Genomic DNA, 23,299 nt, shown 5'->3' on the forward strand with positions numbered 1-23,299 from the left:
GGCCCCTGGCGGGCGCCCCCCCCCCGGTCCGCCCCCGTGGGGGGGGGTCCAACCCCCCCCATCGCGGGGGGGGCGGGCGGGGGGGGGGCCCCCCCCCCCGCCCCTCGACCTTCTCGTCGGACATACCCGCGATGAATACCGGCTCTACGCTGCCCATCTCGGCGGTGAACGAGCTGAGGAGCGGCTGACCGCGACACTCGATCGTCTCGCGCCCGCTCCGGATGGCGGCCGTGCCTATCGCGCCGCATACCCTGACGCCACCGCGGCGCAGCTGGATGAACTCGTCAACGCCGACTGGTTGTTCCGGATGCCCAGCCTGCACCTTGCCGACGCTCAACACACCGGCAACGGGACAGCGTGGACCTATGAACTGGGCTGGGGCTACAACCGGGAACAGGATGCCTCGCACAGTCTCGATTTTCTGCTCGTATTCGGCACGCTCAGCGTCGACGATGTGCGCAATCATCCTGCCGCTTACCCGAACGCCGCCGTCGAAGCAGTCAGCGTCTCCCGCGACATGCGCACCGATTGGGTGAATTTCGCGACCACCGGCAACCCTGGCTGGTCAACCTATGACCCGCATGCGCGAACCACCCGCTTCTACAACGCCGAACCGACCACCCAGCCCTATCCCGAGGAGAAATCGCGCCGCATCTGGTCCGCCCACCGGTTCGACACTCTGGACGTCGTGAACTGAAAGCCCGTCCAAAGATGTCGTTTTCGCCATCTGTGAATCAGGTCCAGACGTACCGGTGCGGATCCATGCGTTGCCAGGCGCGGCGCATTTTGGCGTAGGCCGTGCGGCGGTAGTGGGTCCAGGTGTAGCCGCCGGCGCGGAGGGCGCGGTGGTGGCCTGCCCACACCAGGAGCACGACGACGAGGAACAGGATGCGATGGGTGAGCATGGTGAGGTGGTAGCGGGTGCGGGACCGGTTGTGCAGCAACACGGCGAGACGTTCACATTGCAGCTGCACGTGGGGTACCTCGTCGGCGAGGATCTGGGCGCAGACCGCGCGGAGAACCGGCGAGCCGGTGGCTCGGCGGATCGCGTTGTAATAGAGCATCCCAGGGTCTCGACCATGACGACGGGTGTGGTCCAGACCTCGATGTCGGTGATGCTGTGCCGGAGTCGGCGAAACAGGGTGTCGCCCCAATCGGCTTGTCGGCGTGGGATTCCCGCATCGTCCAAGATTCGACCCAACAGCGCGCCGTGGCGTTGCTCTTCTCGGATGAACAGGTCGATGACGTCGCGGTATGCGGGGTCGCCGGTCGCTGTGGCGTATCGGTCAGCGGATGCGGCCAGGTGCCGTCCGTCCGATGTTTCGCCGAGCTGCCAAGCCTGCAGTGAGCGGCGAATCGGTGCCAGCTCTGCCGGACCGGCTCCGATTCTGTTCGTCTGCCACGGAATGGGCCGCTGCCGAGCCGCATTCCGCTGGAAGTAGTCCAGCCATTCCTCGGTGGAGCGCACTCGCCGCTCACTCACCCGCGAGCCCGTCGCCGACGGACTGATTCGTTCCCCCACGATTCCCCCTCTATTCGCCTCCACTCCTACCCGAAAGGAGACATCGCCGCCAGATCGAAAGCGCCGCGGAAGCAGAGCTGCATCGGCGACGATCCCGACGGTGGCCGCCTGCTGATCATTTTCGGGGCGGTGCACAATACTGTTGCGTGGGCGTTCGCCGAATCTCCGAGGGTGAGAGGACGAAGTCATGACGAGCAGGCTCCGATCGAATGTGGCGGTTGCTGTTGCGGTCGGCCTGGGTGCGGGCGCGCTCAGCGCGACGGCCCCCGCCCTGGCCGCCGACACCCCCACCGTGGTGCTCGTGCACGGCGCGTTTGCCGACACGACCAGCTGGGACGGTGTCGCCGCGGCCCTGCGCGCCGACGGCTACCGCGTCGTGGTCCCCGACAATCCGTTGCGCGGTCCCGCCAACGACGCCGCCGCCGTCGAACGCACTCTCGCGACGATCGACGGACCGATCGTGCTGGTCGGACATTCCTACGGCGGCACGGTGATCACCAACGTCGACGACCCCGATGTGACCGCGCTGGTCTACATCGCCGCGTTCGCCCCGCAGCAGGGTGAGCCCGCCCAGTTGGCACTGGATCCGATCCGCTTCCCCGGCAGCCGCCTGCTGCCCCCGGTCCTGCAGGTCGCCGTCGTCGACGACAGCCAGGGCATCGCGGGCAAGAACCTCGACGGCTATGTCGCCCCCGCGTCGTTCCACGAGGTATTCGCGCAGGATGTCAGCGATGCCACCGCAACCGACATGATCGCCCACCAGCGCTCCATCGCCGTCGCGGCGAACATCGAACCCTCCGGCCCGCCCGCCTGGACCCGGATACCCAGCTGGTACCTGGTCTCCGGCGCCGACCGGGTGATCCCGGCGACCTCCCAGCGCTTCATGGCCGACCGCATCGGCGCCCGCACCTCCGAAATCCCCGCCTCCCATGCCTCCTTGGTCTCACAGCCCGCTGCGGTCGCCGCCGTCATCGAAGAGGCAGCCAAGCACTGAGGCACCGGCACTCGGGGAACCGTCTTCGAGTGTGGTCAGTGGCGTGGCCTGACCCAACCGCCGAACGCCTTCTCGAGCGTGAGAGCCGCCGCGATCGAGAGGTGATCGCGGTTCGGGCCGGCGACCACCTGAACCCCGAGTGGCAGATCATGGGTGCCGCGGCCGAGGGGAACCTGGGTGACCGGCAGTCCTGCGAGGCTGAACGGTGCGACCGTGTTCGTGCGCCATGGGCGCCCGGTGGTGCGGCCGTGGCGGGGTGCGACCGTGGTCAGGGTGGGGTGCAGAAGGAGTCCGTCGCCGATGGTTTCGGTGATCTCGGTGGCAGCGTTGTGTGCGGCTGCGGTGATGCGCCGGGCGGCCGGGGTGGGTAGTCGTGCTGCGATCAGTTCGCCGAGTGCGAGGAGCCGGGTGGCGAGTGTGTGGTCCCCACGGGCGGCGGTGAGCTGGCTTACCGCGAGGATGTCGGCGCCTTCGTTGCGCATGATCTCGGCGAAGCTGATCCCGGTTTCCTCGGCCAGCACGATCGTGGCGAACAGCCCGATCATCCGCAGTGAACGCATCGGTACGTGGGTGACCTCGGCGCCGACGTCGGTGAGCGCGGCGGCGGCCCGGTCTCGTGCTGCCAGCACCACGCGGCCGACCCCGGGCGCGAACGTTTTGTCGAGCAGCACCACGCGAACACCGCGGAGCGAGGTCGTCGCCGGATCACCGAGGGTGACTTCCTGTATCAGTGGGTCGGTCCCGTCGGGGCCCGCCATGATCTGCAGCAGCGGCATGAGATCGGCTGCGCGGCGGGCGATGACCCCGTTGGAGCACAAGGCGGCGACCCCGAAGGGCGGTGGCCAGGCGCCGGTGGTCGGGAGCAGGCCGGTCGTGGGACGGTGGCCGAATACACCGTTGCAGAAGGCGGGGATGCGGATCGAACCGAGGGTGTCGGTGGCCAACCCGAATGGGGATCCGCCGCTGCCGACGGCGGCACCCTCACCGCCTGAAGACCCGCCCGCCGTGCGTGTTCGGTCGTGCACATTGCTGGTTCGCCCGTAGACCCGGTTGGTCGACTCGATCCACATGCACCCCTCGGAGGTGTTCGTCAGCCCGAGCACGATCGCGCCCGCGTCCAGGACTCGTTGCACCACAGTGGCATTGGCGGCGGGCCGCAGGTGCTTTCGTGCCACGACACCCGCCGTGTTGGGCAAGCCGGCGACCGCCAGGGATTCCTTGACGGTGATCGGTACGCCGAACAGCGGCGGCAGGTCCGCAGGTCCGGTCGCGAGGTGGGCGTCGGCGGCATCGGCCTGCTGTCGCGCGGTGTCGTAGCAATCGACGACCACGGCGTTCGTGGCAGGCGCGAAGCGTTCCAGAACGGCGATGTGGGCGTCGATCACCGCACGGACGGTCACCTCGCGAGCGCGGATCGACGCGGCCAGGCCGATCGCGGACTCATCAGTGATCGTCATGCCGTCTGGGCGGAGCATCATGCGTTACAGTATTACGCACTCTGTCAAGTAGTAGCGCGCCATGTCATGCCAGCGCGTCCAGCCGCGGGTCAGAGGGCGAGCATTGCCGCAGCGACCTGGCCCGCCGCGTCAGCTCGCAAGGAGGTACCCATGTCCTCGAGGACGAGCAGTCGCGCCGCGGGGATCTCGGCGGCGAGGACCTCGCCGTTGCCGACCGGGAAGAACGGGTCGGCGCGACCGTGCACCACCAGCGCGGGCACGTCGAGCTCACCGAGTCGCTCCCGCCATCGCGGGGCGCAATCGATCCGCGAGAACACCATCCCGAGCTGATTCGCCTGGTGCACCGCGGGATCGCTCGACGGCGTCCGGTCCCAGATTCGAGCCGCAGTCGCCCGCGCCTGCTCCGCATCGTCACCCAGCAGCTCGGCACCCTCGGCGGCGAACGCCGCGACGGCATCCCGGTCGGTCCAGTCAGGTTGCGCGTGGGAGAACAGCGCGCCCATGACCGCGCGGTCGTGGTCCGGCAGGTCGTCGTCGGCCGGTCCCGGCGCCACCGGCCGGGTGCCGACGAGGGTCAGTGCCGAGAACACGTCCGGGTAGTCCAGCGCGGCGACCTGAGCGACCATCCCGCCGACACCGACACCACCGAGATGAGCGATCCCGGCACCCAGCACCCCGACCAGCGCGGCCGCGTCGGCGCCGAGATCGCGCAGGTCGTAGGCCGGATTCTCCGGGTCGAGGGTCGTCGACGCGCCGGAGTCACGCAGGTCGTAGCGGACCACACGCCGCCCGCCCGACGCGAGCCGCTCGCACAGCGCGTCAGGCCAGGACAGCATCGTTGTGCCGCCGACCAGCAGGACCAGCGGATCGTCTTCGCTGCCGAAGCTCTCGATGCCGAGGTCCACACTGTTCGCCCGTACCGCGCTCATGCCACCTCGAAATGGTCTCGTCATGCCTGGACTCCTGTCAGTCGGAACACTCAGAGGTTCCGACGACAGAACCACCCGAAACTCATCGGTGCGGCCTGTATGGGCGCATCCGCCGCGCCACCACGTTTCCGTAGCCTGAACCAGGTGGGAGTTGCGGATATCGGCTGCGGGCCTGGTGCGGGTTGGGATTTCGCGGGTCCGTCCGCGGCCGCGCCGTCGGGTGCCGCGATCATCGGATACCGCGATGTGGCCGGCGGCGGGCTGGACTTGCGGGTCGCCGCGACGACGGCGGTCGCTGTGGTGATCGAGTTCGGGGGTAGTGACCTGATTGTCGGCGAGGCTGGTGGTCAGCAGGCATTGGGCGGTTTCGTCGTCGGACTTCCCATGGCGGCCACGCGCATTCGCAGCACGCGGGCCGAGTGCGTGGAGGTTCGCTTGTCGCCGATCCGGGCGCACTCCCTGTTGGGTATTGCCGCAACCGATCTGGGGCGTGGCGTTGTCCCGTTGGAGGAGCTGTGGGGATCCGAGGTTCGGCGACTGCGGGAGCAACTCGCGGACGCCCGGACCTGGGAGGAACGGTTCGCACTGACGAAATCGTTTCTGGCGCAGTGCGACAGGCCGATGCGGACGCCGGATCCCGAGGTGACCGCCGCCTGGCATCGCATACTCACCTCCGGTGGCCAGGTGAAGGTCGGCGAGCTCGCCGAATCCCTCGGATGGAGCCGCAAACGGCTGTGGGCGAGGTTCGAATCCCAGATCGGTCTGACACCCAAGCGGGCGGCGATGCTGGTCCGATTCCGGTGTGCGGTAGCCGGTTTGCTGACGGGCCGACCCGCCGCCGACGTCGCCGCGGTGTGTGGGTACACCGATCAGGCTCATCTGTGCCGGGATGTGTCGATCTTCGCGGACCGCACACCGGGGGCGCTGCACACGGACAATCTGCCTGTCATCGCCCTGAACCGGTACCGGGCATGGGGAACATTTTTCCAATCTCCGGGGTGACCGATCGGTCGATAGTGATGTTCATGGAAGCCTCAGCACAAAGTACTGGTGAGCAGACAGCGGCGATGAGACTGCTGCTGGCTTGCGGTGTCATCGCTCCGCTGCTCAACATTGTTGTCATTCACGTCCTCGGGGCCATACGCCCTGACTACAACGCATGGGTAGTCCCCGACAGCAACCTCGAACTGGGGCCTGGCGGGTGGATGCAGATAACCAACTACATCGTCACCGGAACGCTCCTGCTCGCCTTTGCCCTCGGGACGAGGCAGCTTCTACGTACCGGACGTGGTTCCACCTGGGTGCCCATCCTGCTCGGGATCTATGGCTTCACCTTCGTCGCCATCGGGCCCATCCTTCCCGACCCGTCGCTGGGTTACCCAGTAGGAGCCTCGGAAGCGCTGACCATCCACGGCGCCGTTCATAGTCTCCTCGGTCTGGTTCAGTTCAGTTCGCTGACCGCGGCTTGCTTCGTGCTGGCACGGCGCGATCAGGCGCTCGAAAGCCGCGGCTGGTCCCGGTATTCGGTTGCCACCGGCCTACTGGTCGCCACCTCTTATGTCGCCTTCGCCCTCACCGCCAAATTGGTAGACGGGGGACCAGCAGGGCTCATCGAACGGATCGGGATCATCGCTAGCGGCATTTGGATTGCCCTGCTGGCGATCCGCCTGCTGAGCAAGCCGGTCCCACGCTCGTCTGCCGAATAGGCGAACCCTCGAGGGGCTGAACACAAACCGGTCGACTCGGCCATTCCCCGCGGCCTCCGAGGACCTCATTGTGGTCCTCGGCGCCGTTATGGACGCCCGTACCACCGGGCACAGTTTTCGCTGTGTTCCGTTGTCGATTCGTAGCGTTTGTGCCAAACAAACGGAAACGTAAATAATCCGAGGTGTTCGGGAACCAGCCCGCTCGCTGACCGCCGATAATGTTCACTTATCGGCGGTCAGAACCGAGACCTCTGGATTCGAGTCTTCAAGAGGCGACACGGGTTTCGTTTCGTGCAATACGTTCGCAAATGACGAAACCAACGCTACGATTCTCCCGTGTCGAGCAACTGCAACTATCCGGGCTGCGCCCGCCCCATCACCCGCGCCGGCGGACCTGGCCGCCCCTCCGAGTACTGCGATCACCCTGACCACACGCGGTGGCGGGCATGGCGGGAAAGGCAACGGCAGCAACAGGAGTCCGAGAGTGCGGCGGCTACTGTCACTGTGACAGCTCAGGGGCCGGTGACGGTGGCGCGGTTGCGGGCCGATGAGCTACTCGGGCAGTTTCGGGGGCTCGCCGAGCAATTGGGGACCACGTTGAACGCGGCAGTGGCCGAGCTGCAGACGATCGGGGATCCGTCTGTGGCCGAGGCGCAGGTCCAGGCTGTGCAGGCCGACGCGGCGCGACGGATCGCCGAGGCGGAGATCGCGACGGTGGCGGCCGAACAAGCACGGCGCCAGGCCGAAGAGGCACGCGCACTGGCGGAATCAGTGGCCGAAGAGGCGGTGGCTGCCGCGGAACAGGCTGAGCACGCGGTGGGTGAGGCGCTCGCGGCCAGGGACGAAGTCGTGGCCTCGGTGGACGCGCTCACCAGGCAGGCAGCCGAGGACGTGTTCGCCGCGCGCAGCGACGCCGAGGCGCAAGTGCGTGCGGCGCAACGACAAGCAGCTGACGACATCGACAAAGCCAAACAAGACGCCGACGACAGCGTGGCACGCGCCGAACAGCGCGCCGACACCGAAATCGCCCACCAGCGCCGAGACGCCGATGCCCGGATCGCGGCCGCGAACGCCGAACGTGACCTGGCGATCCAGCGGGCCGCCGACGCCGACCGTGCCACCGAACGCGCCGAACAAGCCACCGCCGAACGAGTAGAGGCCGCCGCCGAAGCACGCGAGGAGTGGCGCCGCGCCCGCACCGAACTCGACACCGCGCGTAGCGAACTCGACCGCACCCGCACCGAACTCGCGGAATTGCGCCGCACCACCACCATCGAAACCCAGCAACGCCGCGACGAATCGGTGGCCGCGCTGGAACAGGTGCGTACCGAAGCCGCCGAACGATGGGCCGCGCTCGACGATGCCCGCAAGCAAACCCTGGCCCGTGCCGAACGCGCTGAAGCTCAGCTCGACGAACTCCTCGCCACCACCCGCGCCCCGGTGTCCGCGAACATCAGTGGGGTATCGGCGGCGGTGAGTAGCGACCTGGACTAGCGTCACGCACATGACCGAGCAGCCCGGCCCTCTCGAATCGACCCGTGAGTTCGCCGCCATCGACATCGACGACATGCTGAATGCCGAAGAAACCTACACCGGCCCGACGTCACGAACGCGGCTGATAGCGCTCCTGGTGGTGGCGGCGCTGGTACTGGGTGCCGGTGCCACCACCCTCGCGATCCTGCTGGCCTGACCCCTCAAGTGGGCCGAGGCATCGGGGTGTCGGGCTCGCCGGAATTGCGCAGTGCGACGATCTGTTCGGGCACCCAGTAGATCCGGCCGAATTCGAACGCCTGATACATCCCGTCGTCGTGGGCGGTCTCGTCGGAGGCGGGCCAGCCGAGCTCGCCGTTCTCGGACCCGGTTGCCGCCCAACGCGCACCGATCGCGCCGTGCACCCAGTACGCGGGTTGTGCGGCGCGCCGGTAGACGGTGCCGCCTTGAAAAGCCTGCGCCAGCCCGGGTCCGGAACCTCGCTGATCGGGCAGTTCGGTGTGCTCGGCGGTCGGGTAGCCCAAGGGGCCTGTCTCCCGCCCCAGCTCGGCGTACTTGGCCATGACCGCCGTCGGGATGGCGTGGGCATCGGTGGCCGGATGCCAGTAGACGTAGCCGTGCTCGAATTCGGCGAAACGTCCCACCCCGTCCGGTGTGGGGAGTTCGCCGTCTGTGTGGCGCGCGCCCAACCACGGGGACGCGCCGGCACGGGCATCGATCGCGGTCTGCCCGGTCCCACCGGCGAACGAGTCGACGTGGGCCGCGAAGACATCCCACGGGAAGTTCGGGCCGACATCGGTATGCGAGCCGATGCCGAGAGCCCTCGTGACGTACTGGTGATCGGAGATGCCGTCGGCGACGTGGTAATCCGGCCCGATCACCTCGGTCGAGTGCCCGTGCCGGTGCGCGCTGCGCACGGCGAGGTACGCCGCGATCCGCAGATCACCGTCGATGCTCAGCCACCGCTCACGCGACCACGCGATCCGGCTGCCGGCGAAGCACAGATTCACGGTGAAAGGGTTCGCTGAGAGCACCGACCACGACGCGAGTTCCTCCGGCACCACCCGCACCACCACCGCGTCGCGCAGCGTGTAGTGATAGGACACTCCGTTGGCCGGGTTGTTCAGATACGCGGCAAGGGATTCGGCGGTGCCGTTGCCTTCCTGGGTGTGCAACAGGAAGTTGGTGACCCTGGCGCCGTCGCGCGGGGAGTGCGAGGGTCCGAGGCGGTCGATCTCGGTGAACTGCGGTACCGATGCCGAGCGGTCGATCGCCCACTGCCCGAAGTCGGGGGCGAGGATGTCGTTGACGTCGACGCGGGTGCCGTCGATGAGAGGTCCGGGGTTGCTCGGGGTGTCGATCACCCGCTGGTAGAGCACAGCGCGCGGTTCCCGTTCGGTGCCCGACCAGGCACGTGTCTGCCACGCCCAGCTGAATTCCCCTCGCGCACCGATCACCCCGTCCTCGATCGCCCACGCGCAGACCCGGGAGTGCCCGTAGATTCCGGTCCATGCCGTACCCAGCACCGCATTGACGCCGCGGAAGAACTCGACGGCCGTGCTGTTCCACTGCGCCAGCGAGATGTCCTCGTCGACGGCGAAGAAGATCGGTGCGTGTCGAGGCGCGCCCACGCTCAGGTGGGTGGCCAACGCCTGTTCGGCCATCTGGCGACCGCCATCGAAACCGGTGGTCCAGTCCGACGGGGTCGCGTTGCCGGGTTTGCCGTATTGCCAGATGGAGACGATGTCGAGCCCGGCAGTGGTGAGCGCGCGAGCGTAGTCGGCGGTGATCGGTTTGGCACCGAAGTTCGCGCCCGGCCTGCTCGGTGAGATGTAGGCGAGGACCGCCGAATGGCCCGCCGCGGCGATCGCCCGCGGATCGATGAGCCTGGCCGCGAAATCGACAGCTGTAGACATGATTGACCCCCTGTATGACTGCGTATCCGATGGAATTCCCGAAATGGTGGAACTATCGCGATGATTTACGCTGGTACCCGAGGATCGATACCTGGGTGAGGATCTCACCGTGCACTATTCTAAACGAAACACTCACTCCCGCACCGTCGTTCACCAACGAACAGGGTAGTACCCGAATTCTGGAGTAGTTTCACTCACGCACCGCGGCCGATGGGCCCGCTAACCTTTCGCCATGGTGGCGCAGCTGATGTGGGGGATCCCGACGCACGGGTTCTTCGTCGCGCTCGGTGTCGCTGTCGCCGCGGTGGTGTTCGTGGCCGAATGCCGACGACGCGACGCGCTGCGCGAGGAGTCGCTGGTCGCCGTCACCGGGGCGTTGGTCGGTGGGGCGATCGGCATGCGGTTGTCGAGTCTGGCCGAGACCCTGGATCCCTTCGAGAGCTGGATGTTCGGTGCGCGCAGCGTGCTCGGCGGCCTACTCGGCGCCTATGTGGGTGTGTTGATCGCGAAAAGGATCATCGGATACCGGGAACGAACCGGTGACCTGTTCGCACCCGCGGTGGCGCTGGGCATGGCGGTGGGGCGCGTCGGGTGCTTGCTCACCGAGGCACCGGGTCGGCCGACGAGCCTGCCGTGGGGGATCCACGCGCCCGCGACGGTGCCGCAGTGCCCCGGGTGCGTGGCCGGTGTGGCGATGCACCCGAGCTTTCTCTACGAAATCGTGTTCCAGCTTGCCGCTTTCGGCGCACTGTGGTGGTTGCGCGACCGGATCAGCACGCCGGGGGAGCTGTTCACCCTCTATGTCGGTGCCTATGCGATCTTCCGGTTCCTGGTCGAGTTCACCCGCGCCAATGACACGGTGTGGCTGGATCTGACGCGCCCGCAATGGTTCCTGCTGCCGGGACTGGTCCTGGTCGCGGTGCGCTGGAGCATCGGCTACCGGCGCGGGAACTACGACGGTGTACTTCGACGAAAGGTCGTGGCGTGAACTTTCCTCCCGGACCACCACCGAACATGCCGCCCCCACCACCACAGCAGGGTGGGAAGCCGCCTGGGCAGGGCGGTCAGGTCGCGGCGATGGCGTTGGCGGGTGCGATGGCGTTCATCGTGGCCAACGCGATGATGGGATTCATCGTGTTCATGGTCGTCGCCTCCATGAACGACGACACCGCGACCAAGGCGCTGTTCGGGCTCACTGCGGTGGTCAGTGCGGCGGCGGCCTTCGGGGGTGGCTGGCTGCTGATCCGGCGCAAACGGCCCGCGCCCAAAGGGTTCGGGATGGGGCTGATGATCGGGTGGTCGCTGGTCACGGTGTGCACGGCGGGTCTGTGCACGGCCATCAACCCGGAGCTGTACACGGGGATGTTCGGGATGGCGCGATGACCGGGATGCCGTTGCGGGGCGATCGAATCCTGCGTTATGTCACCGCGTTCTGCCCCCGCTGTCACGATGAACACCCCGAGACACCGCTGCCCGACGTCGCGCGCCTGTCGGGGTGGTTGGCCGAACGGGACGGCAAAGTGTTCCTCGAACGAGGGTGTCGCACCCACGGCATGGTGCGGACCCTCTACGACGAGGACCCCGAAATCCTGGCCTACCTCGAAGAATGGACGGCCCCGACCAAAGCGCACCTGCCCGACACCGCGGGCAATTTCGATCCGGTGCCCTCGGCATACCTGCGCGGGCTGCCCGAGATGCAGACCCAGCACACCTGCATCCTCCTCGAGGACATCATCGACAGCTGTAACCTGCGCTGCCCCACCTGTTTCGCCGACTCCTCGCCCGAACTGGGTGGTGTGGTGGCGGTCGAGGACGTGCTGGCCAATGTCGACCAGCGTCTGGCCCGCGAGAACGGGCGCCTGGACGTGCTGATGCTCAGCGGCGGCGAACCGACCCTGCATCCGCAGTTGCCGCAACTGCTCGCCGAGCTGACCGCACGGCCGATCACCCGGATCCTGCTCAACACCAACGGTCTGCGCATCGCCGTCGACGACGAGTTGCTGGCGCTGCTGGGTGCGCACCGTGACCGGGTCGAGGTGTATCTGCAATACGACGGGGAAACGGCGCAGGCATCACGCCATCACCGCGGTGGTGACCTGCGGGCCCGTAAGCAGCAGGCGCTGCAACGGCTTTCGTCGAACGCCATCTTCACCACCTTGGTGATGACGGTCGCGCTGGGCGTGAACGACGACGAGATCGGTGCGGTCCTGCGCACAGCGATGGACACACCGTTCGTGGGCGGGGTGTCGATCCAACCGCAATTCGGTTCCGGGCGTTCGGGATCGATCGACCCGATGGACCGGCTCACCCACACCGGTGTACTGCGCCGACTCGGCCCGCAGACCGGCGGCCAGGTCACCTGGCGTGACCTCACCGCGCTGCCGTGTTCGCATCCGCACTGCTGCTCGGTCGGTTACCTGCTGCGTGACGACGCGGGGGAATGGCGGTCGTTGGTCTCGCTGATCGGGCACGAGCGGTTGAAGCAACAGCTGGGGCTGGTGTCGAACCGGATCGCGGACTCGGCGCTACCCGCCGAACTGCGGGTAGCGGTGCAGGAGTCGCTGCTAGGATTGCTCTCGGAGCAGTCGTCGCTGTCACATCCGGAGATCGGGCGGGTGTGGCGCAATATCTGCGAGAACTGTGATCTGGGGATGTCGACCCTGCTCACGTTGGCGTCGTCGGCATTGCCCGGGCGGCGCAAACGGTTGCGGACGTTGCTCGGGGAACGGGTTGTGCGGATCACGGTCAAACCGTTCATGGATATGTCGACGATGATCGAGGAACGTCTCACCCAGTGTTGCGTGCACGTCGGGACCCGCGCTGACGCCGATCAGTGCGCGCCGTTCTGTGCGGTGCAGGCGTGGCCGGCGCTGTCGCGGCAGCGGTTGTCGGCGGCGGCACCGTCCGGGCGGGCGTTGTTGCCGGTGGAGGTGCGGTGAGCGCGCGCGGGGTCTATTACGAGGAGGCGGTGCGCGGGCAGCAACCGCACGATCCGTTGACGTTGTGTGTGGTCGCGACGGTGGCGTTGCTGACGTGGCTGGTGGGGCCGTGGGCGGTGGCCGGGTTCGGTGCGCTCGCCTTCGTCGGCTATTGGCGGGCGTGGCGGGCCGGGTTGCGACGCAGTCGATGCTGGTTGCGCGATACACGGCTGGTGCTGGTCTATGTCGGGGCGATCGCCGTGGTCGGGGTCGTCGCCGCGCTGTGGTGACGGTGTGTCGCCGAATCCGTTGCCGCAGAACAGTAGCGGGCAGACGTGGTGCACGGTTGACTGGTAACCATGGCCTCCACTCGATCCAGCAGGCAGCGCCGATCAGGGGTGCCCGCACCCGCGGTCCCGCCGGGCGAACTGATCGTCATCACCACGCCCGCCGGTCCGGAGATCACGCCGATCGCTTTGCGCGAGAACCGATCCGTCCGCGCCAGGGTCGATGAATTGCTGCCCGGCACGGCACGGCTGGTGCCGATCTTCGGGCCGGACAACCGACTCGCGAACAGACTGGCCGACACACCGCAGGCGCCGGTCGCGGGGGAGTACCTCAGCTACTACTCGGTGCACGGTGAGCTGGGTGACCTCGGTGAGCTTGCCCACCGGCTGCGTGCGGACGACACCGTCGCCGCCGCTTACGTGAAGCCCGCGGCCGAACCACCGCTGGCACCCCTCGCGGCGACCATCGTCGCACCGCGAGCACCCGCTGTGACACCCGACTTCCGGGTCAGGCAGGCCTATCTGGACGCCGCGCCGAACGGCATCGACGCGGTGTGGGCGCACGGTCGGCCCGGCGGGCTCGGCACCGGCGTGCGGGTGATCGACGTCGAGGGTGCGTGGCGGTTCACCCACGAGGATCTGCGCCAGAACCAAGGCGGGATGATCGGTGGCACCGCATCGGCCGATCTGGGCTGGCGCAACCACGGCACCGCCGTGGCCGGGGAGATCAGCGGCGACCTCAACGCCGTCGGTGTCACCGGAATCGCACCCGAGGCCCACATCAGAGCCATCTCCATCTTCGGCATCGGCTCGGCCGCCGCGATCCGCTCGGCGGCCGACGCCCTCGACCCCGGCGACATCGTCCTCATCGAATTACACCGCCCCGGACCCCGATTCGACTACCGGGGCACCCCCGACCAGCGCGGCTACATCGCCATCGAATGGTGGCCCGACGACCTCGCCGCCATCCGCTACGCGGTGAGCCGCGGCATCGTTGTCGTCGAAGCGGCGGGCAATGGCGGCGAAAACCTCGACGACGCCGTCTACGACACCCGCCCCGGCGACTTCCCCACCACCTGGCACAACCCGTTCCGCCCCGGCCCCGCCGACTCCGGTGCCATCCTGGTCGGCGCGGGTGCTCCACCACCGGGCCTGCACGGCCGAGACCACGGCCCCGCCCGCTCCCGCCTCGACTTCTCCAACCACGGCGCCCGCCTCGACGCCCAAGGCTGGGGCCGCGAAGTCACCACCACCGGCTACGGCGACCTCCAAGGCGGCCCCGACGAAGACCTCTGGTACACCGACGAATTCAGCGGCACCTCCAGCGCCTCCCCGATCGTCGTCGGCGCCATCGCCGCCTACCAGGGCATCCGCACCCACGGCCAAGGCCGCGCAACCCCCGACCAGATCAGAACCCTCCTGCGCACCACAGGCTCCCCCCAAACCTCCGCCCCGACCCGCCCCACCACCCAACGCATCGGCACCCTCCCCGACTTGCGCGCCATGAACGCGAAAGGCTGATCCGCGATGGCTGTCATCCACCAGACCACAGTTACCCCGGCCAAGCTCGATATCGTCGCGGCGTGGTTGCCCAGTCGGCAGTGGTATCAGGGCGCGATTCCACAGATACACAAAGCCGGCGGATTCCGGCTCGATGATCCTGCCGGCGAGGTGGGTATCGAATTCATGTTGTTCGTCGACGATTCCGGTGCTGACCAGGTGTTGTATCAGGTGCCGTTGACCTACCGCGGGGCACCGCTCCCGGGCGGTGACTCCGCGCTACTCGGCACCGCCGAGCATGGAGTACTCGGCCGCCGCTGGATCTACGACGCCACCCGCGATCCGGTAGCGATCGGTGCCATCGGGGCTCTGCTGACAGGTCGGACGAGGGCTCAGGCTCAGAGCCTCAGCGACACGACAGATCCGACGGTCATGGTGACGCAGGCCGAAAGGAAACTCGTTGACGGTGATATCGGCGTCGGTGTGGACAGCGTCGCCCACATCGACGTTCCCCTAGGGTTCGCTGTCGTGCGATTCCATCGCTCGCCCGCAGCCGTGCGACTCGGCGGGGCAGGTTCGGTCTCAGCGCCCTCCGTGCTGGGCCCGGTCGTCGAGTTGATCACTGTGCTGACCGACTAGGAGTTGCAGCGGCTCTGCGACGCGCCACATCGGGTCGAAAACCAGATGTGGCGAGGCCGGGTGGCGTGGGAGGGTACGAGGATGGCATCGGTGAAGAGTGTTTGCGTTCGGGCGGGTACTCAGGCGGACTCGGCTGCGATCACGGGGTTGCAGGAGGCCGGGTTCGGTATGCGGTACGGGGGTGATGAGAACGAGTTCCGGGGGGATATCTTTCCGGTCGAGCGGTCGTTGGTCGCGGTAGAAGGCGACCGGATCGTGGGGCATACGGTGGATCGGACGATGACGGTCACGGTGCCGGGGGAGCGCTCGGTGCGGGCGTGTGGGGTTTCGGGGGTCGCGGTGGCGCCGACGCATCGGCGGCGGGGGATTCTGCGCGAGCTCTATGCGGCCCAGCACGCCCGGACCGAGGCCGATGGGTTGCCGTTGACGATCTTCACTGCCAGTGAGGGCACTATCTACGGGCGGTTCGGGTATGAGGTGGCCATTCTCGACACCGCGGTGTCCATCGATACGCGGCGGGCAGAATTCCGTTCCACCACACCGGATCCCGGTGGCGTCACCTTGGAGACACTGGCCGACGCCGCCCCGCGGATCCGCGAGATCTACGAGCGCTGGCAGAAAGTGACGTCGGGGGCGCAAGATCGTCCGGATGCCAAGTGGGACCTGTTCTTCGCCGATGTGGAACGTCACCGCGACGGTGCGACGACACTGTTCGTGCTGCTCCACGCCGACGGCTACGCCCTGTATCGGCGCGCCAGGCGCGAGGACCGTGGCATCGCCGCGGTCTGGGAATTCCGTGCCGTGACCCCCGACGCGCACGCCGCACTGTGGCGGGTGCTGCTCGGCATGGACCTCGTCGACACCGTGGAAGCCGAGATCGCCGACGATGATCCGCTGGCCTACATGCTCACCGACCCGCGCGCGGTGCAGGTGACCCACCGCGGCGACTCACTGTGGGCGCGGGTCATGGACGTACCCGCCGCCCTGACCGCCCGCACCTACCGCGCCGACCTCGACACCGTGCTGGCGGTGCACGACCCGTTCCGCGGCGCGGGCGGGAACTTCGCGCTGCGGATCCGCGACGGCATCGCCGAGTGCGAGCCGACCACCCGGACAGCCACTCTCGGCTTCGACATCAACATTCTCGGCGCTCTCTACTTCGGTGGGCAGCGCGCGAGCACTTTCGCCGCCGCGCACCGGATCACGGTCGAGGACCCGAAGGTGCTGCGCGCGTTCGACGAAGCGTTCACCGCCGACCGTGCCCCGCAATTGGGTTGGTTCTTCTAGGCTCTACAACGACGGGCGCGTTCGCCCTAGGGTCACGGCTTCGGGAGTACGGTAGGTAGCTGTGGATTCGCACGATGTCGATTCTTCGGTTCGGGTGCGTGGCGCCCGGGTCCACAATCTGCGTGATGTCGACGCCGACATGCCGCGAAATGCCCTGGTCGCGTTCACCGGAGTGTCGGGTTCGGGCAAGTCGTCGCTGGCTTTCGGGACCCTCTACGCGGAATCGCAACGCCGATACCTGGAGTCGGTGGCGCCGTATGCCCGACGGTTGCTGCACCAGGTCGAAGCTCCCGACGTCGACAGTGTCACCGGCTTACCGCCGACGGTGGCACTGGCGCAGCGCCGGTCCTCGCCGTCGTCACGATCGACCGTCGGCACCGTCACCGCGATCTCGAACACGTTGCGCATGCTCATGTCCCGCGAAGGCGACTATCCCGACACCCCGGCCAGAACCGGACCTGGGCACTACCCGGAGGGCACCAACCGCCTCTACTCCGACGCGTTCTCCCCGAACACCGTCGAAGGCGCTTGCCCGCGTTGCCACGGACAGGGTGTCGTCCACGAAGCCACCGAGACGTCGATGGTCCCGGACCCGTCGCTGAGCATCCGCGAAGGCGCGATCGCGTCGTGGCCCGGTGCCTGGCAGGGCAAGAACCTGCGCGACGTGCTGAGCGCACTCGGCTACGACATCGACCGCCCGTGGCGTGAACTCTCACCCGCCGCCCGCGAATGGATCCTGTTCACCGAGGAGAAACCGGTCGTCACGGTCGAACCCGTGCGTGAACCACATCGCATCCACCGCCCCTACCAGGGCACCTACACCGGCGCCAAGCAGTTGCTGCTGCGTTCGCACGCCGAATCCAAGAGCGAGGCGACCAGAGCCCGCGCCGCCGAATACCTGCACACCGCCCGCTGCCCGCTGTGCGACGGGCGGCGACTCAAACCCGAAGCGCTCGCGGTGACCTTCGCCGGGTACAACATCACCGAACTCGCCGACCTGCCACTGACCGAACTCGTCGAGGTATTGCGGCCTTACACCCCTGGCACGGAGGCGCTGGCGGTACTCACCCAGGACCTCACCTCGCGGATCGATGTGCTGATCGAGCTCGGGCTCGGCTATCTGAGCGTCGACCGGGAAAGCCCGACACTGTCCGGCGGTGAGCTGCAACGATTACGGCTGGCCGGACAGTTGCGGTCGGGACTGTTCGGTGTCGTCTACATTCTCGACGAACCGTCGGCGGGCCTGCACCCCGCCGACACCGCCGCACTGACGAAAGTGCTGGACCGGCTCAAGAATTCGGGCAACAGCGTGTTCCTGGTCGAACACGACCTCGACGTCGTCCGCCACGCCGACTGGCTCATCGACATCGGCCCCGGCGCGGGCGTGCACGGCGGCAAGGTGCTCTACGCCGGTGACGTCGAGGGTTTGCGCGAGGTGGCCGACTCGGTCACCCGGCCCTACCTGTTCGACGAGATCGTCCGCCCACCGCGCACGGCCCGCACCCCTACCGGCGCGCTGCGATTACGCGCGATCACCAGCCACAACCTGCGAGACCTCGACGTCGACATCCCGCTGCAAGTGTTCACCGCGATCACCGGTGTCTCCGGAGCGGGCAAATCGACTCTGCTGCATGCTGTTTCGACCACTGCCACCGCCGACTCGGGCATTGTGCGAGTCGTCGAAGTGGATCAGGCGCCGATCGGGCGCACCCCACGTTCGAACCTGGCCACCTACACCGGCCTGTTCGACACGGTGCGCAAACTGTTCGCCGCGACCGACGCCGCGAAAGCCCGCGGGTACGGTGTCGGCCGGTTCTCGTTCAATGTCGCCGAAGGGCGCTGCCCGACCTGTCAGGGCGAGGGTTACATCACTGTGGAGTTGCTGTTCCTGCCCAGCACCTACAGCCCGTGCCCGGTCTGCCGCGGTGCGCGCTACAACCCCGAAACCCTCGACATCACCTACCGGGACACCACGATCGCCCAGGTGCTCGACATGACCGTCGACCAGGCCGCCGACTTCCTCGCCGATGTGGGAGTCGTCGCCCGCGCCCTGCACACACTGCGCGATGTCGGCCTCGGCTACCTGCGGCTCGGGCAACCGGCCACCGAACTGTCCGGTGGTGAAGCGCAACGGGTGAAACTGGCCACCGAGCTGCAGCGGGCACGGCGCGCCGACACCGTCTACCTGCTCGATGAACCGACAACCGGGCTACATCCGGCCGACACCGATATCCTGATGACACAACTGAATTCGCTCGTCGACAGCGGCGCCAGTGTGGTCGTCGTCGAACACGACATGACCGTTGTCGCCGGAGCCGACCACGTGATCGACATGGGACCGGGCGGGGGCGGGCAGGGAGGCCGGATCGTGGCGCAGGGGACACCGGAGCAGGTGGCGGAGAATCCGGTCAGCCGGACTTCGCCCTATCTGCTGGAACGGCTGACATGACCCACAGCGCGGATCGGACCCGGAATGCGATGCTCGTCGCCGGTGGGTGCTCGTTCGCGCTGGGCGTGGCGCTGCTGCTGTGGCCGGGGCGCGACGAATCGACCCTGGCGATGCTGTTCGGGATCTCGCTGGTCCTGAGCACCGCGGTGCAGGCGTATCTGGCGATGATGGCGCGGATCGCGTTCTTGCTGCGGATGCTGGTGCTGGTCAGCGCTGGGCTCACGGGGATATTGGCCGGGCTGGTCTTCAGCGGCGGCAATATCGAACTGCTTGCCTTGTGGATCGGGATCGGCTGGTCGGTGCGCGGCATCGTGCAGGCGCTGGTCGCGGCGTGGGACGACAGCATCGTCGACGGCTGGGCGCACGAAGTGTGCGGGCTGGCCACCGCCGCGATCGGCATCGCCATCATCGCGATCACCTTCCAGACGGTCACGGGTCTGGCCACGATGGCCGGTGGCGGGCTGGTCGTGATCGGTGTCATGGAACTGCTCGCCGGGGGGCTCGGGCGGGCGGCTCTGCAGGGGGCGCGCGGGTCCTCGACCGAGGATCAGGTGCCGCCGATTCGGGCCGCGACCGAGCTGTAGTAGCGAATCACACACTGCGAGTTCGACATTCGAGGTTTACGCGAACTCGGGGACAACGCGACATTGCGGGCAGTCGAGCGAGCGCTGAACTCTGTGTGCACCCTCGCTCACGGCTGGGGTAACTGTGCTGCGCGCCGGTAGCGTGGCCCGCGGCGTGCGCACGGGTGTTCGGCGCGCCGCGTCCGCAGCCCGATTGTGAGCCCAGGAGAAGTGTGGTGTCGCGCGTAGTCCCCGGCGTAGCCGCCGATGCCGTCCAGCGTGAAGAGCTGGCGATGCGGCGGATGACCGAGAGTTTGGTCGAAGACCTGTCCGAGAACGTTCCCGTCGACCAGGTGACGTCGGCGGTAGGCGCCGCGCACCATCGTTTCACCGGTAAACCGATCCGGGAGTTCGTGCCGATTCTGGTCGAGCGGATCGTGCGCCGTGAACTCGCCGATCCCGATCCGACAGTGCGGGTCCCGGCCCCCGCGGCCAGCGTGCGGGCCTCCGAGCTCATCGCGCGAGAGTCGAACTCGACCGAAGAGCAGCCGAAGCGGTTGGTGAGCAGGCGCGGGGTGGTGCCGTTGTCGATCGGCGCGGTCGTGGTTGTCGGCGCCGTCGTGGCCGGAGTCGTGCTGTTGCCCGGCGGTGCTGATGCGCCGGCCGCCGCCCCGGTGGCGGAACCGACCGTGGTTCGTGGTGTCGTCGGGTCGGAGAAGATGTCGTTCTTCGCCGACGAGCGCGTGGTGAAGGTGCTCGCCGACAACGGTATCCGCGTTCAGGTCGAACCGGCCGGTTCGCGGCAGATCGCGACCACCGTCGACCTCGGCGCCTTCGATTTCGCGTTCCCGTCGAGTATTCCGGCCGCGGAACGAATCCAGCGTCAACGCAACATCACCACCAAGTACACGCCGTTCTCCTCGCCGATCGCCATCGCCACCTTCCGGCCGATCGCGGACCTCCTGACCGCAGCCGGGGTGATCAAGCCCGGTCCGGTCGCGACATTCGATATGAACAAGTACCTGGAGTTGGCCGGGACCGGCGTGCAGTGGGACGACCTGCCCGACAACACCACCTACCCGGTCGCCAAGAACATCCTGGTCTCCACCACCGATCCGCGCAGCTCCAACTCCGCGGCGATGTACCTCTCGATCGCCAGTTACGTCGCCAACGACCACACCATCGTGCGCGGCGCCACCGCCGAACAGCACGTCTTGCCCGCCCTGTCGAAACTGTTCCTCGCCCAGGGCTACACCGACAACAGCAGCGACGGACCGTTCAACCAGTACCTCACCAACGGCATGGGCCCGACTCCGCTGGTCTGCATCTACGAGGCGCAGTTCGTCGAAGCGGCGGGCGAGGGCCGGATCAAGCCGGACATGATGCTGACCTACCCGACCCCGACGGTCCTGTCGAGCCACACCCTCGTCCCGCTGAACGCCACCGGCGACAAGATCGGCAAACTGCTCACCGACAACCAGGAACTGCGTCGTCTGGCCGCCGACCACGGTTTCCGCACCGGCGACACCGCCCAGTTCACCTCCATCGCCGCCGAGCGTTCGGTACCCGTGGCGGCCGACCTGATCGATGTGGTGGACGTGCCGGCCTACGAGACTCTCGAGCACCTGCTCGACGGGGTGGCCAACTCCTACAACTGAACCCGTCTCACACCGGTGCCGCGCAGCTCTGAGCTGCGCGGCACGGGCGTATTTTCGGCTCGTGCCGGACGTTCTGGCATGCTGGAATCGTCGCGAGCCGCCGCCGGGGACTTGACACAGATTCAGTGCACGACTGTACACTGAGGCTTGTCAGATACCCGAGCTGGCCTGCACTGCGAACGGAGTCCCCGGAGATGGACAAATTCGATCCCGGTCGAGAACTGATCAACGAACTGTCCATCGCGGCGCGCCGAGCGGGAACCGCGATCGCCGCCATCTTGGGCGACGCGGGACGCGAGAGCGCCCGCGAACTGGTCGACCTGGCGCACGAGGGCCGTGAACTGGTCGCCGGAACCCTGCGTGCTCGCGCAGACGAGCTTCGCCGCCGCCGCTAGGCGTCCCGCCCACCCTTCAGGGCTCGAGGCTGGGCATCTGACCTGCGGAAAAGATTGTCGTGAAATAATTTTCGCGGCGAGCGATGAGTTCTTTCGGCAGGCACCGTCTGTATGAGTGCTACCTGTAGCCGAGATCCGGGAGAGCCTCATGACCGCCAGTTCCGCCGTCACCACCGGCACCCTCGTGGTGCCGGACGCCCGCCTGTACTACGAGGTCCGTGGGGCGGGACCGCTGCTCGTGCTCGTCGGTGCTCCGATGAACGCCGCCTCGTTCGCCGGGGCCGCCGAGCAACTCGCCATCACCAACACCGTCCTCACCACCGACCCGCGCGGCCATTTCGCCAGCCCCCTGGACGACCGGGACCAGGATTCGACGGTGCTCGCCCGCGCCGAGGATCTCGCCCGGCTCATCACCCACCTCGACGCGGGTCCGGCCGTGGTTTTCGGATCCAGTGGTGGCGCCGTCACCGCGCTGGCTCTGGCCCAGACCAACCCCGACCTGGTCACCACCGCCGTCGCCCACGAACCGCCGCTGCGCGAACTGCTCCCCGACGCCGAGGCCCAGCGCGCGCTCACCGAGGACATCATCGCCACCTACGCCACCGGCGATGTGATCGGCGCCTGGCGAAAGTTCTTCGCCCAAGCCGAGATTCCCATCCCGGACCCGATGCTCGAACAGATCTTCGGCGGCGACCGCGATCCTCGACAGGTGGCCAGCGAACGCTTCTGGTTCGCTCACGAACTGCGCCCGACCACCGCCTGGGTACCGGACCCGCCGCTGCTGCGCTCGATCCCCACCCGCGTGATCGTCGGGATCGGCGCCGAGTCGTCCGGCCAGTTCTGCGATCACACCGCACGAGAACTGGCGTCGGCGCTCGGCGTCGACCCGGTCCTGTTCCCCGGCGACCACATCGGATTCGTCAACGATCCCGTCAGCTTCGCCGCCCGTCTGCAAGAAGTACTCGACGAGCCGTGAGCGTGGTTACTCGCATCTGCGGAGGCCGGGGGAGAGGATGCCGGGCATGAGCGAATCGCAGGACTGGAACAGCAAGATCATCGCGGAGTTCCGCGAAAACGAAGGGCGAGTGGGTGGCCCCTTCGACGGTGCGCCGATGGCACTGGTTCATCACCGGGGACGGCGCACCGACCGGCAATTGGTATCGCCGATGATGTATCTGGCCGACGAGAACGACCCCGAGGTCATGTACGTCTTCGCGTCCAAAGCTGGTGCCCCCACCAATCCCGACTGGTACTACAACCTCGTCGCCGCGGGCACAGCGGAAGCCGAGGTCGGCACCGAGACCTTCGCGGTCACCGTCACCGAAGTCACCGGTGCCGACCGTGACCGCCTCTTCGCCGAGCAGGCGCGACGGTATCCCGGTTTCGCCGGATACGAGGAGAAGACGAAGGGTATTCGCACCATTCCGGTGCTCGCGTTGCGCCGGAACTGATCGGATGATGTCGCGGGCAGGGCGACCGGACCGCCCTGCCCGCTACCGCAGTCCTAAGCCGTGGTACTACCGCAGTGCCATGTGTGTGGGGGGCAGGGCTTCCAACCGTTCGATAATGCGTATCCGTACCTTCACCA

Annotated in this window: 23 protein-coding genes and 1 pseudogene; 19 read left to right on the forward strand and 5 right to left on the reverse strand. The window is 67.5% G+C overall.

Going from position 1 to position 23,299, the window contains the following annotated elements:
* The first annotated feature begins 307 nt into the window (after positions 1-307).
* The gene (locus ACFWPX_RS27405) at positions 308-697 is read left to right on the forward strand and encodes a hypothetical protein (protein ID WP_378930286.1); all 390 of its coding nucleotides are present in this window, start codon (positions 308-310) and stop codon (positions 695-697) included.
* A 37-nt stretch (positions 698-734) separates the two neighbouring features.
* On the opposite strand, the gene ACFWPX_RS27410 is transcribed toward ACFWPX_RS27405, so the two are convergent.
* Positions 735-1,064: a hypothetical protein gene (locus ACFWPX_RS27410; protein WP_378930288.1), complete on the reverse strand. Its 330-nt coding sequence runs from the start codon at positions 1,062-1,064 to the stop codon at positions 735-737.
* A gap of 645 nt (positions 1,065-1,709) precedes the next feature.
* On the opposite strand from ACFWPX_RS27410, the gene ACFWPX_RS27415 reads away from it, so the two are divergent.
* Positions 1,710-2,516 carry an alpha/beta fold hydrolase gene (locus tag ACFWPX_RS27415; protein ID WP_378930290.1) on the forward strand — a complete coding sequence of 269 codons (807 nt, stop codon included), beginning with the start codon at positions 1,710-1,712 and terminating at the stop codon, positions 2,514-2,516.
* 35 nt (positions 2,517-2,551) lie between these two features.
* Here ACFWPX_RS27415 and ACFWPX_RS27420 read toward each other — a convergent pair whose 3' ends face one another.
* Together ACFWPX_RS27420 and ACFWPX_RS27425 are read right to left on the reverse strand one after the other, a co-directional pair.
* On the reverse strand, positions 2,552-3,994 hold the full coding sequence (locus ACFWPX_RS27420) for an amidase (RefSeq protein WP_378930292.1): 1,443 nt from the start codon (positions 3,992-3,994) through the stop codon (positions 2,552-2,554).
* 68 nt (positions 3,995-4,062) lie between these two features.
* Positions 4,063-4,902 (reverse strand): alpha/beta fold hydrolase, encoded by an 840-nt coding sequence (locus tag ACFWPX_RS27425; RefSeq protein ID WP_378930333.1) that lies wholly within the window; start codon positions 4,900-4,902, stop codon positions 4,063-4,065.
* Positions 4,903-5,046: 144 nt separating this feature from the next.
* Here ACFWPX_RS27425 and ACFWPX_RS27430 point away from each other — a divergent pair, with 144 nt between their 5' ends.
* The 4 genes from ACFWPX_RS27430 (at position 5,047) to ACFWPX_RS27445 (ending at position 8,298) form a co-directional block, all read left to right on the forward strand.
* Positions 5,047-5,904, forward strand: a complete 858-nt coding sequence (locus tag ACFWPX_RS27430) for a helix-turn-helix domain-containing protein (RefSeq protein ID WP_378930295.1) — start codon at positions 5,047-5,049, stop codon at positions 5,902-5,904.
* Positions 5,901-6,608, forward strand: a complete 708-nt coding sequence (locus ACFWPX_RS27435; protein WP_378930297.1) for a DUF998 domain-containing protein — start codon at positions 5,901-5,903, stop codon at positions 6,606-6,608. The genes ACFWPX_RS27430 and ACFWPX_RS27435 overlap by 4 nt, the downstream gene beginning before the upstream one ends.
* 504 nt (positions 6,609-7,112) lie before the next feature.
* Positions 7,113-8,102, forward strand: coding sequence for a hypothetical protein (locus ACFWPX_RS27440; RefSeq protein WP_378930299.1), 990 nt, complete (start codon positions 7,113-7,115; stop codon positions 8,100-8,102).
* 10 nt (positions 8,103-8,112) lie between these two features.
* Complete coding sequence (locus tag ACFWPX_RS27445; protein ID WP_378913730.1) at positions 8,113-8,298, forward strand: hypothetical protein; 186 nt, start codon at positions 8,113-8,115, stop codon at positions 8,296-8,298.
* A 4-nt stretch (positions 8,299-8,302) separates the two neighbouring features.
* On the opposite strand, the gene ACFWPX_RS27450 is transcribed toward ACFWPX_RS27445, so the two are convergent.
* Positions 8,303-9,205, reverse strand: a complete 903-nt coding sequence (locus ACFWPX_RS27450; protein WP_378930335.1) for an LGFP repeat-containing protein — start codon at positions 9,203-9,205, stop codon at positions 8,303-8,305.
* A gap of 156 nt (positions 9,206-9,361) precedes the next feature.
* A pseudogene (locus tag ACFWPX_RS27455) lies at positions 9,362-10,015 on the reverse strand (DUF1906 domain-containing protein); the annotation flags it as partial.
* A gap of 232 nt (positions 10,016-10,247) precedes the next feature.
* On the opposite strand from ACFWPX_RS27455, the gene ACFWPX_RS27460 reads away from it, so the two are divergent.
* The 13 genes from ACFWPX_RS27460 to ACFWPX_RS27520 all read left to right on the forward strand — a co-directional run bounded on the left by ACFWPX_RS27460 (position 10,248) and on the right by ACFWPX_RS27520 (position 23,162).
* Positions 10,248-11,003 (forward strand): prolipoprotein diacylglyceryl transferase, encoded by a 756-nt coding sequence (locus ACFWPX_RS27460; protein ID WP_378913729.1) that lies wholly within the window; start codon positions 10,248-10,250, stop codon positions 11,001-11,003.
* Positions 11,000-11,398, forward strand: coding sequence for a hypothetical protein (locus ACFWPX_RS27465; protein WP_378930301.1), 399 nt, complete (start codon positions 11,000-11,002; stop codon positions 11,396-11,398). The genes ACFWPX_RS27460 and ACFWPX_RS27465 overlap by 4 nt, the downstream gene beginning before the upstream one ends.
* 5 nt (positions 11,399-11,403) lie before the next feature.
* A complete protein-coding gene (locus ACFWPX_RS27470) occupies positions 11,404-12,954 on the forward strand; it encodes a radical SAM protein (RefSeq protein WP_378930337.1) in 1,551 nt (516 codons plus the stop codon).
* A complete protein-coding gene (locus tag ACFWPX_RS27475) occupies positions 12,951-13,223 on the forward strand; it encodes a hypothetical protein (protein ID WP_378913727.1) in 273 nt (90 codons plus the stop codon). Before ACFWPX_RS27470 ends, ACFWPX_RS27475 begins: the two co-directional genes overlap by 4 nt.
* 69 nt (positions 13,224-13,292) lie before the next feature.
* Complete coding sequence (locus ACFWPX_RS27480) at positions 13,293-14,741, forward strand: S8 family serine peptidase (RefSeq protein WP_378930303.1); 1,449 nt, start codon at positions 13,293-13,295, stop codon at positions 14,739-14,741.
* A gap of 6 nt (positions 14,742-14,747) precedes the next feature.
* On the forward strand, positions 14,748-15,359 hold the full coding sequence (locus tag ACFWPX_RS27485; RefSeq protein WP_378930305.1) for a 1,4-alpha-glucan branching protein: 612 nt from the start codon (positions 14,748-14,750) through the stop codon (positions 15,357-15,359).
* 81 nt (positions 15,360-15,440) lie between these two features.
* A complete protein-coding gene (locus tag ACFWPX_RS27490; protein WP_378930307.1) occupies positions 15,441-16,646 on the forward strand; it encodes a GNAT family N-acetyltransferase in 1,206 nt (401 codons plus the stop codon).
* 139 nt (positions 16,647-16,785) lie between these two features.
* On the forward strand, positions 16,786-19,095 hold the full coding sequence (locus tag ACFWPX_RS27495) for an ATP-binding cassette domain-containing protein (RefSeq protein WP_378930339.1): 2,310 nt from the start codon (positions 16,786-16,788) through the stop codon (positions 19,093-19,095).
* Entirely contained in the window at positions 19,092-19,679 is a 588-nt protein-coding gene (locus ACFWPX_RS27500) for a DUF308 domain-containing protein (RefSeq protein ID WP_378913724.1), read from the forward strand. The genes ACFWPX_RS27495 and ACFWPX_RS27500 overlap by 4 nt, the downstream gene beginning before the upstream one ends.
* Positions 19,680-19,894: 215 nt before the next feature.
* Positions 19,895-21,316 (forward strand): three-helix bundle dimerization domain-containing protein, encoded by a 1,422-nt coding sequence (locus ACFWPX_RS27505; protein WP_378930309.1) that lies wholly within the window; start codon positions 19,895-19,897, stop codon positions 21,314-21,316.
* Between the two features lie 194 nt (positions 21,317-21,510).
* The gene (locus tag ACFWPX_RS27510) at positions 21,511-21,711 is read left to right on the forward strand and encodes a hypothetical protein (RefSeq protein WP_378930311.1); all 201 of its coding nucleotides are present in this window, start codon (positions 21,511-21,513) and stop codon (positions 21,709-21,711) included.
* Between the two features lie 148 nt (positions 21,712-21,859).
* Positions 21,860-22,687 carry an alpha/beta fold hydrolase gene (locus ACFWPX_RS27515; protein WP_378930313.1) on the forward strand — a complete coding sequence of 276 codons (828 nt, stop codon included), beginning with the start codon at positions 21,860-21,862 and terminating at the stop codon, positions 22,685-22,687.
* Between the two features lie 46 nt (positions 22,688-22,733).
* Positions 22,734-23,162: a nitroreductase/quinone reductase family protein gene (locus ACFWPX_RS27520; RefSeq protein WP_378930315.1), complete on the forward strand. Its 429-nt coding sequence runs from the start codon at positions 22,734-22,736 to the stop codon at positions 23,160-23,162.
* The last annotated feature ends 137 nt before the right edge of the window (positions 23,163-23,299 follow it).

Source organism: Nocardia sp. NPDC058518, assembly GCF_042719655.1.
GTDB lineage: Bacteria > Actinomycetota > Actinomycetes > Mycobacteriales > Mycobacteriaceae > Nocardia.

What these genes read in the sequence shown, in the direction of transcription:
- ACFWPX_RS27510 (WP_378930311.1), top strand. Translation starts at nt 21,511, where the DNA reads ATGGACAAATTCGATCCCGGTCGAGAACTGATCAACGAACTGTCCATC.
- ACFWPX_RS27490 (WP_378930307.1), top strand. Translation starts at nt 15,441, where the DNA reads ATGGCATCGGTGAAGAGTGTTTGCGTTCGGGCGGGTACTCAGGCGGAC.
- ACFWPX_RS27410 (WP_378930288.1), bottom strand. Translation starts at nt 1,064, where the DNA reads ATGCTCTATTACAACGCGATCCGCCGAGCCACCGGCTCGCCGGTTCTC.
- ACFWPX_RS27420 (WP_378930292.1), bottom strand. Translation starts at nt 3,994, where the DNA reads ATGATGCTCCGCCCAGACGGCATGACGATCACTGATGAGTCCGCGATC.
- ACFWPX_RS27470 (WP_378930337.1), top strand. Translation starts at nt 11,404, where the DNA reads ATGCCGTTGCGGGGCGATCGAATCCTGCGTTATGTCACCGCGTTCTGC.
- ACFWPX_RS27480 (WP_378930303.1), top strand. Translation starts at nt 13,293, where the DNA reads ATGGCCTCCACTCGATCCAGCAGGCAGCGCCGATCAGGGGTGCCCGCA.
- ACFWPX_RS27500 (WP_378913724.1), top strand. Translation starts at nt 19,092, where the DNA reads ATGACCCACAGCGCGGATCGGACCCGGAATGCGATGCTCGTCGCCGGT.
- ACFWPX_RS27460 (WP_378913729.1), top strand. Translation starts at nt 10,248, where the DNA reads ATGGTGGCGCAGCTGATGTGGGGGATCCCGACGCACGGGTTCTTCGTC.
- ACFWPX_RS27485 (WP_378930305.1), top strand. Translation starts at nt 14,748, where the DNA reads ATGGCTGTCATCCACCAGACCACAGTTACCCCGGCCAAGCTCGATATC.
- ACFWPX_RS27425 (WP_378930333.1), bottom strand. Translation starts at nt 4,902, where the DNA reads ATGAGCGCGGTACGGGCGAACAGTGTGGACCTCGGCATCGAGAGCTTC.
- ACFWPX_RS27515 (WP_378930313.1), top strand. Translation starts at nt 21,860, where the DNA reads ATGACCGCCAGTTCCGCCGTCACCACCGGCACCCTCGTGGTGCCGGAC.
- ACFWPX_RS27520 (WP_378930315.1), top strand. Translation starts at nt 22,734, where the DNA reads ATGAGCGAATCGCAGGACTGGAACAGCAAGATCATCGCGGAGTTCCGC.
- ACFWPX_RS27495 (WP_378930339.1), top strand. Translation starts at nt 16,786, where the DNA reads ATGCCGCGAAATGCCCTGGTCGCGTTCACCGGAGTGTCGGGTTCGGGC.
- ACFWPX_RS27415 (WP_378930290.1), top strand. Translation starts at nt 1,710, where the DNA reads ATGACGAGCAGGCTCCGATCGAATGTGGCGGTTGCTGTTGCGGTCGGC.
- ACFWPX_RS27405 (WP_378930286.1), top strand. Translation starts at nt 308, where the DNA reads ATGCCCAGCCTGCACCTTGCCGACGCTCAACACACCGGCAACGGGACA.
- ACFWPX_RS27445 (WP_378913730.1), top strand. Translation starts at nt 8,113, where the DNA reads ATGACCGAGCAGCCCGGCCCTCTCGAATCGACCCGTGAGTTCGCCGCC.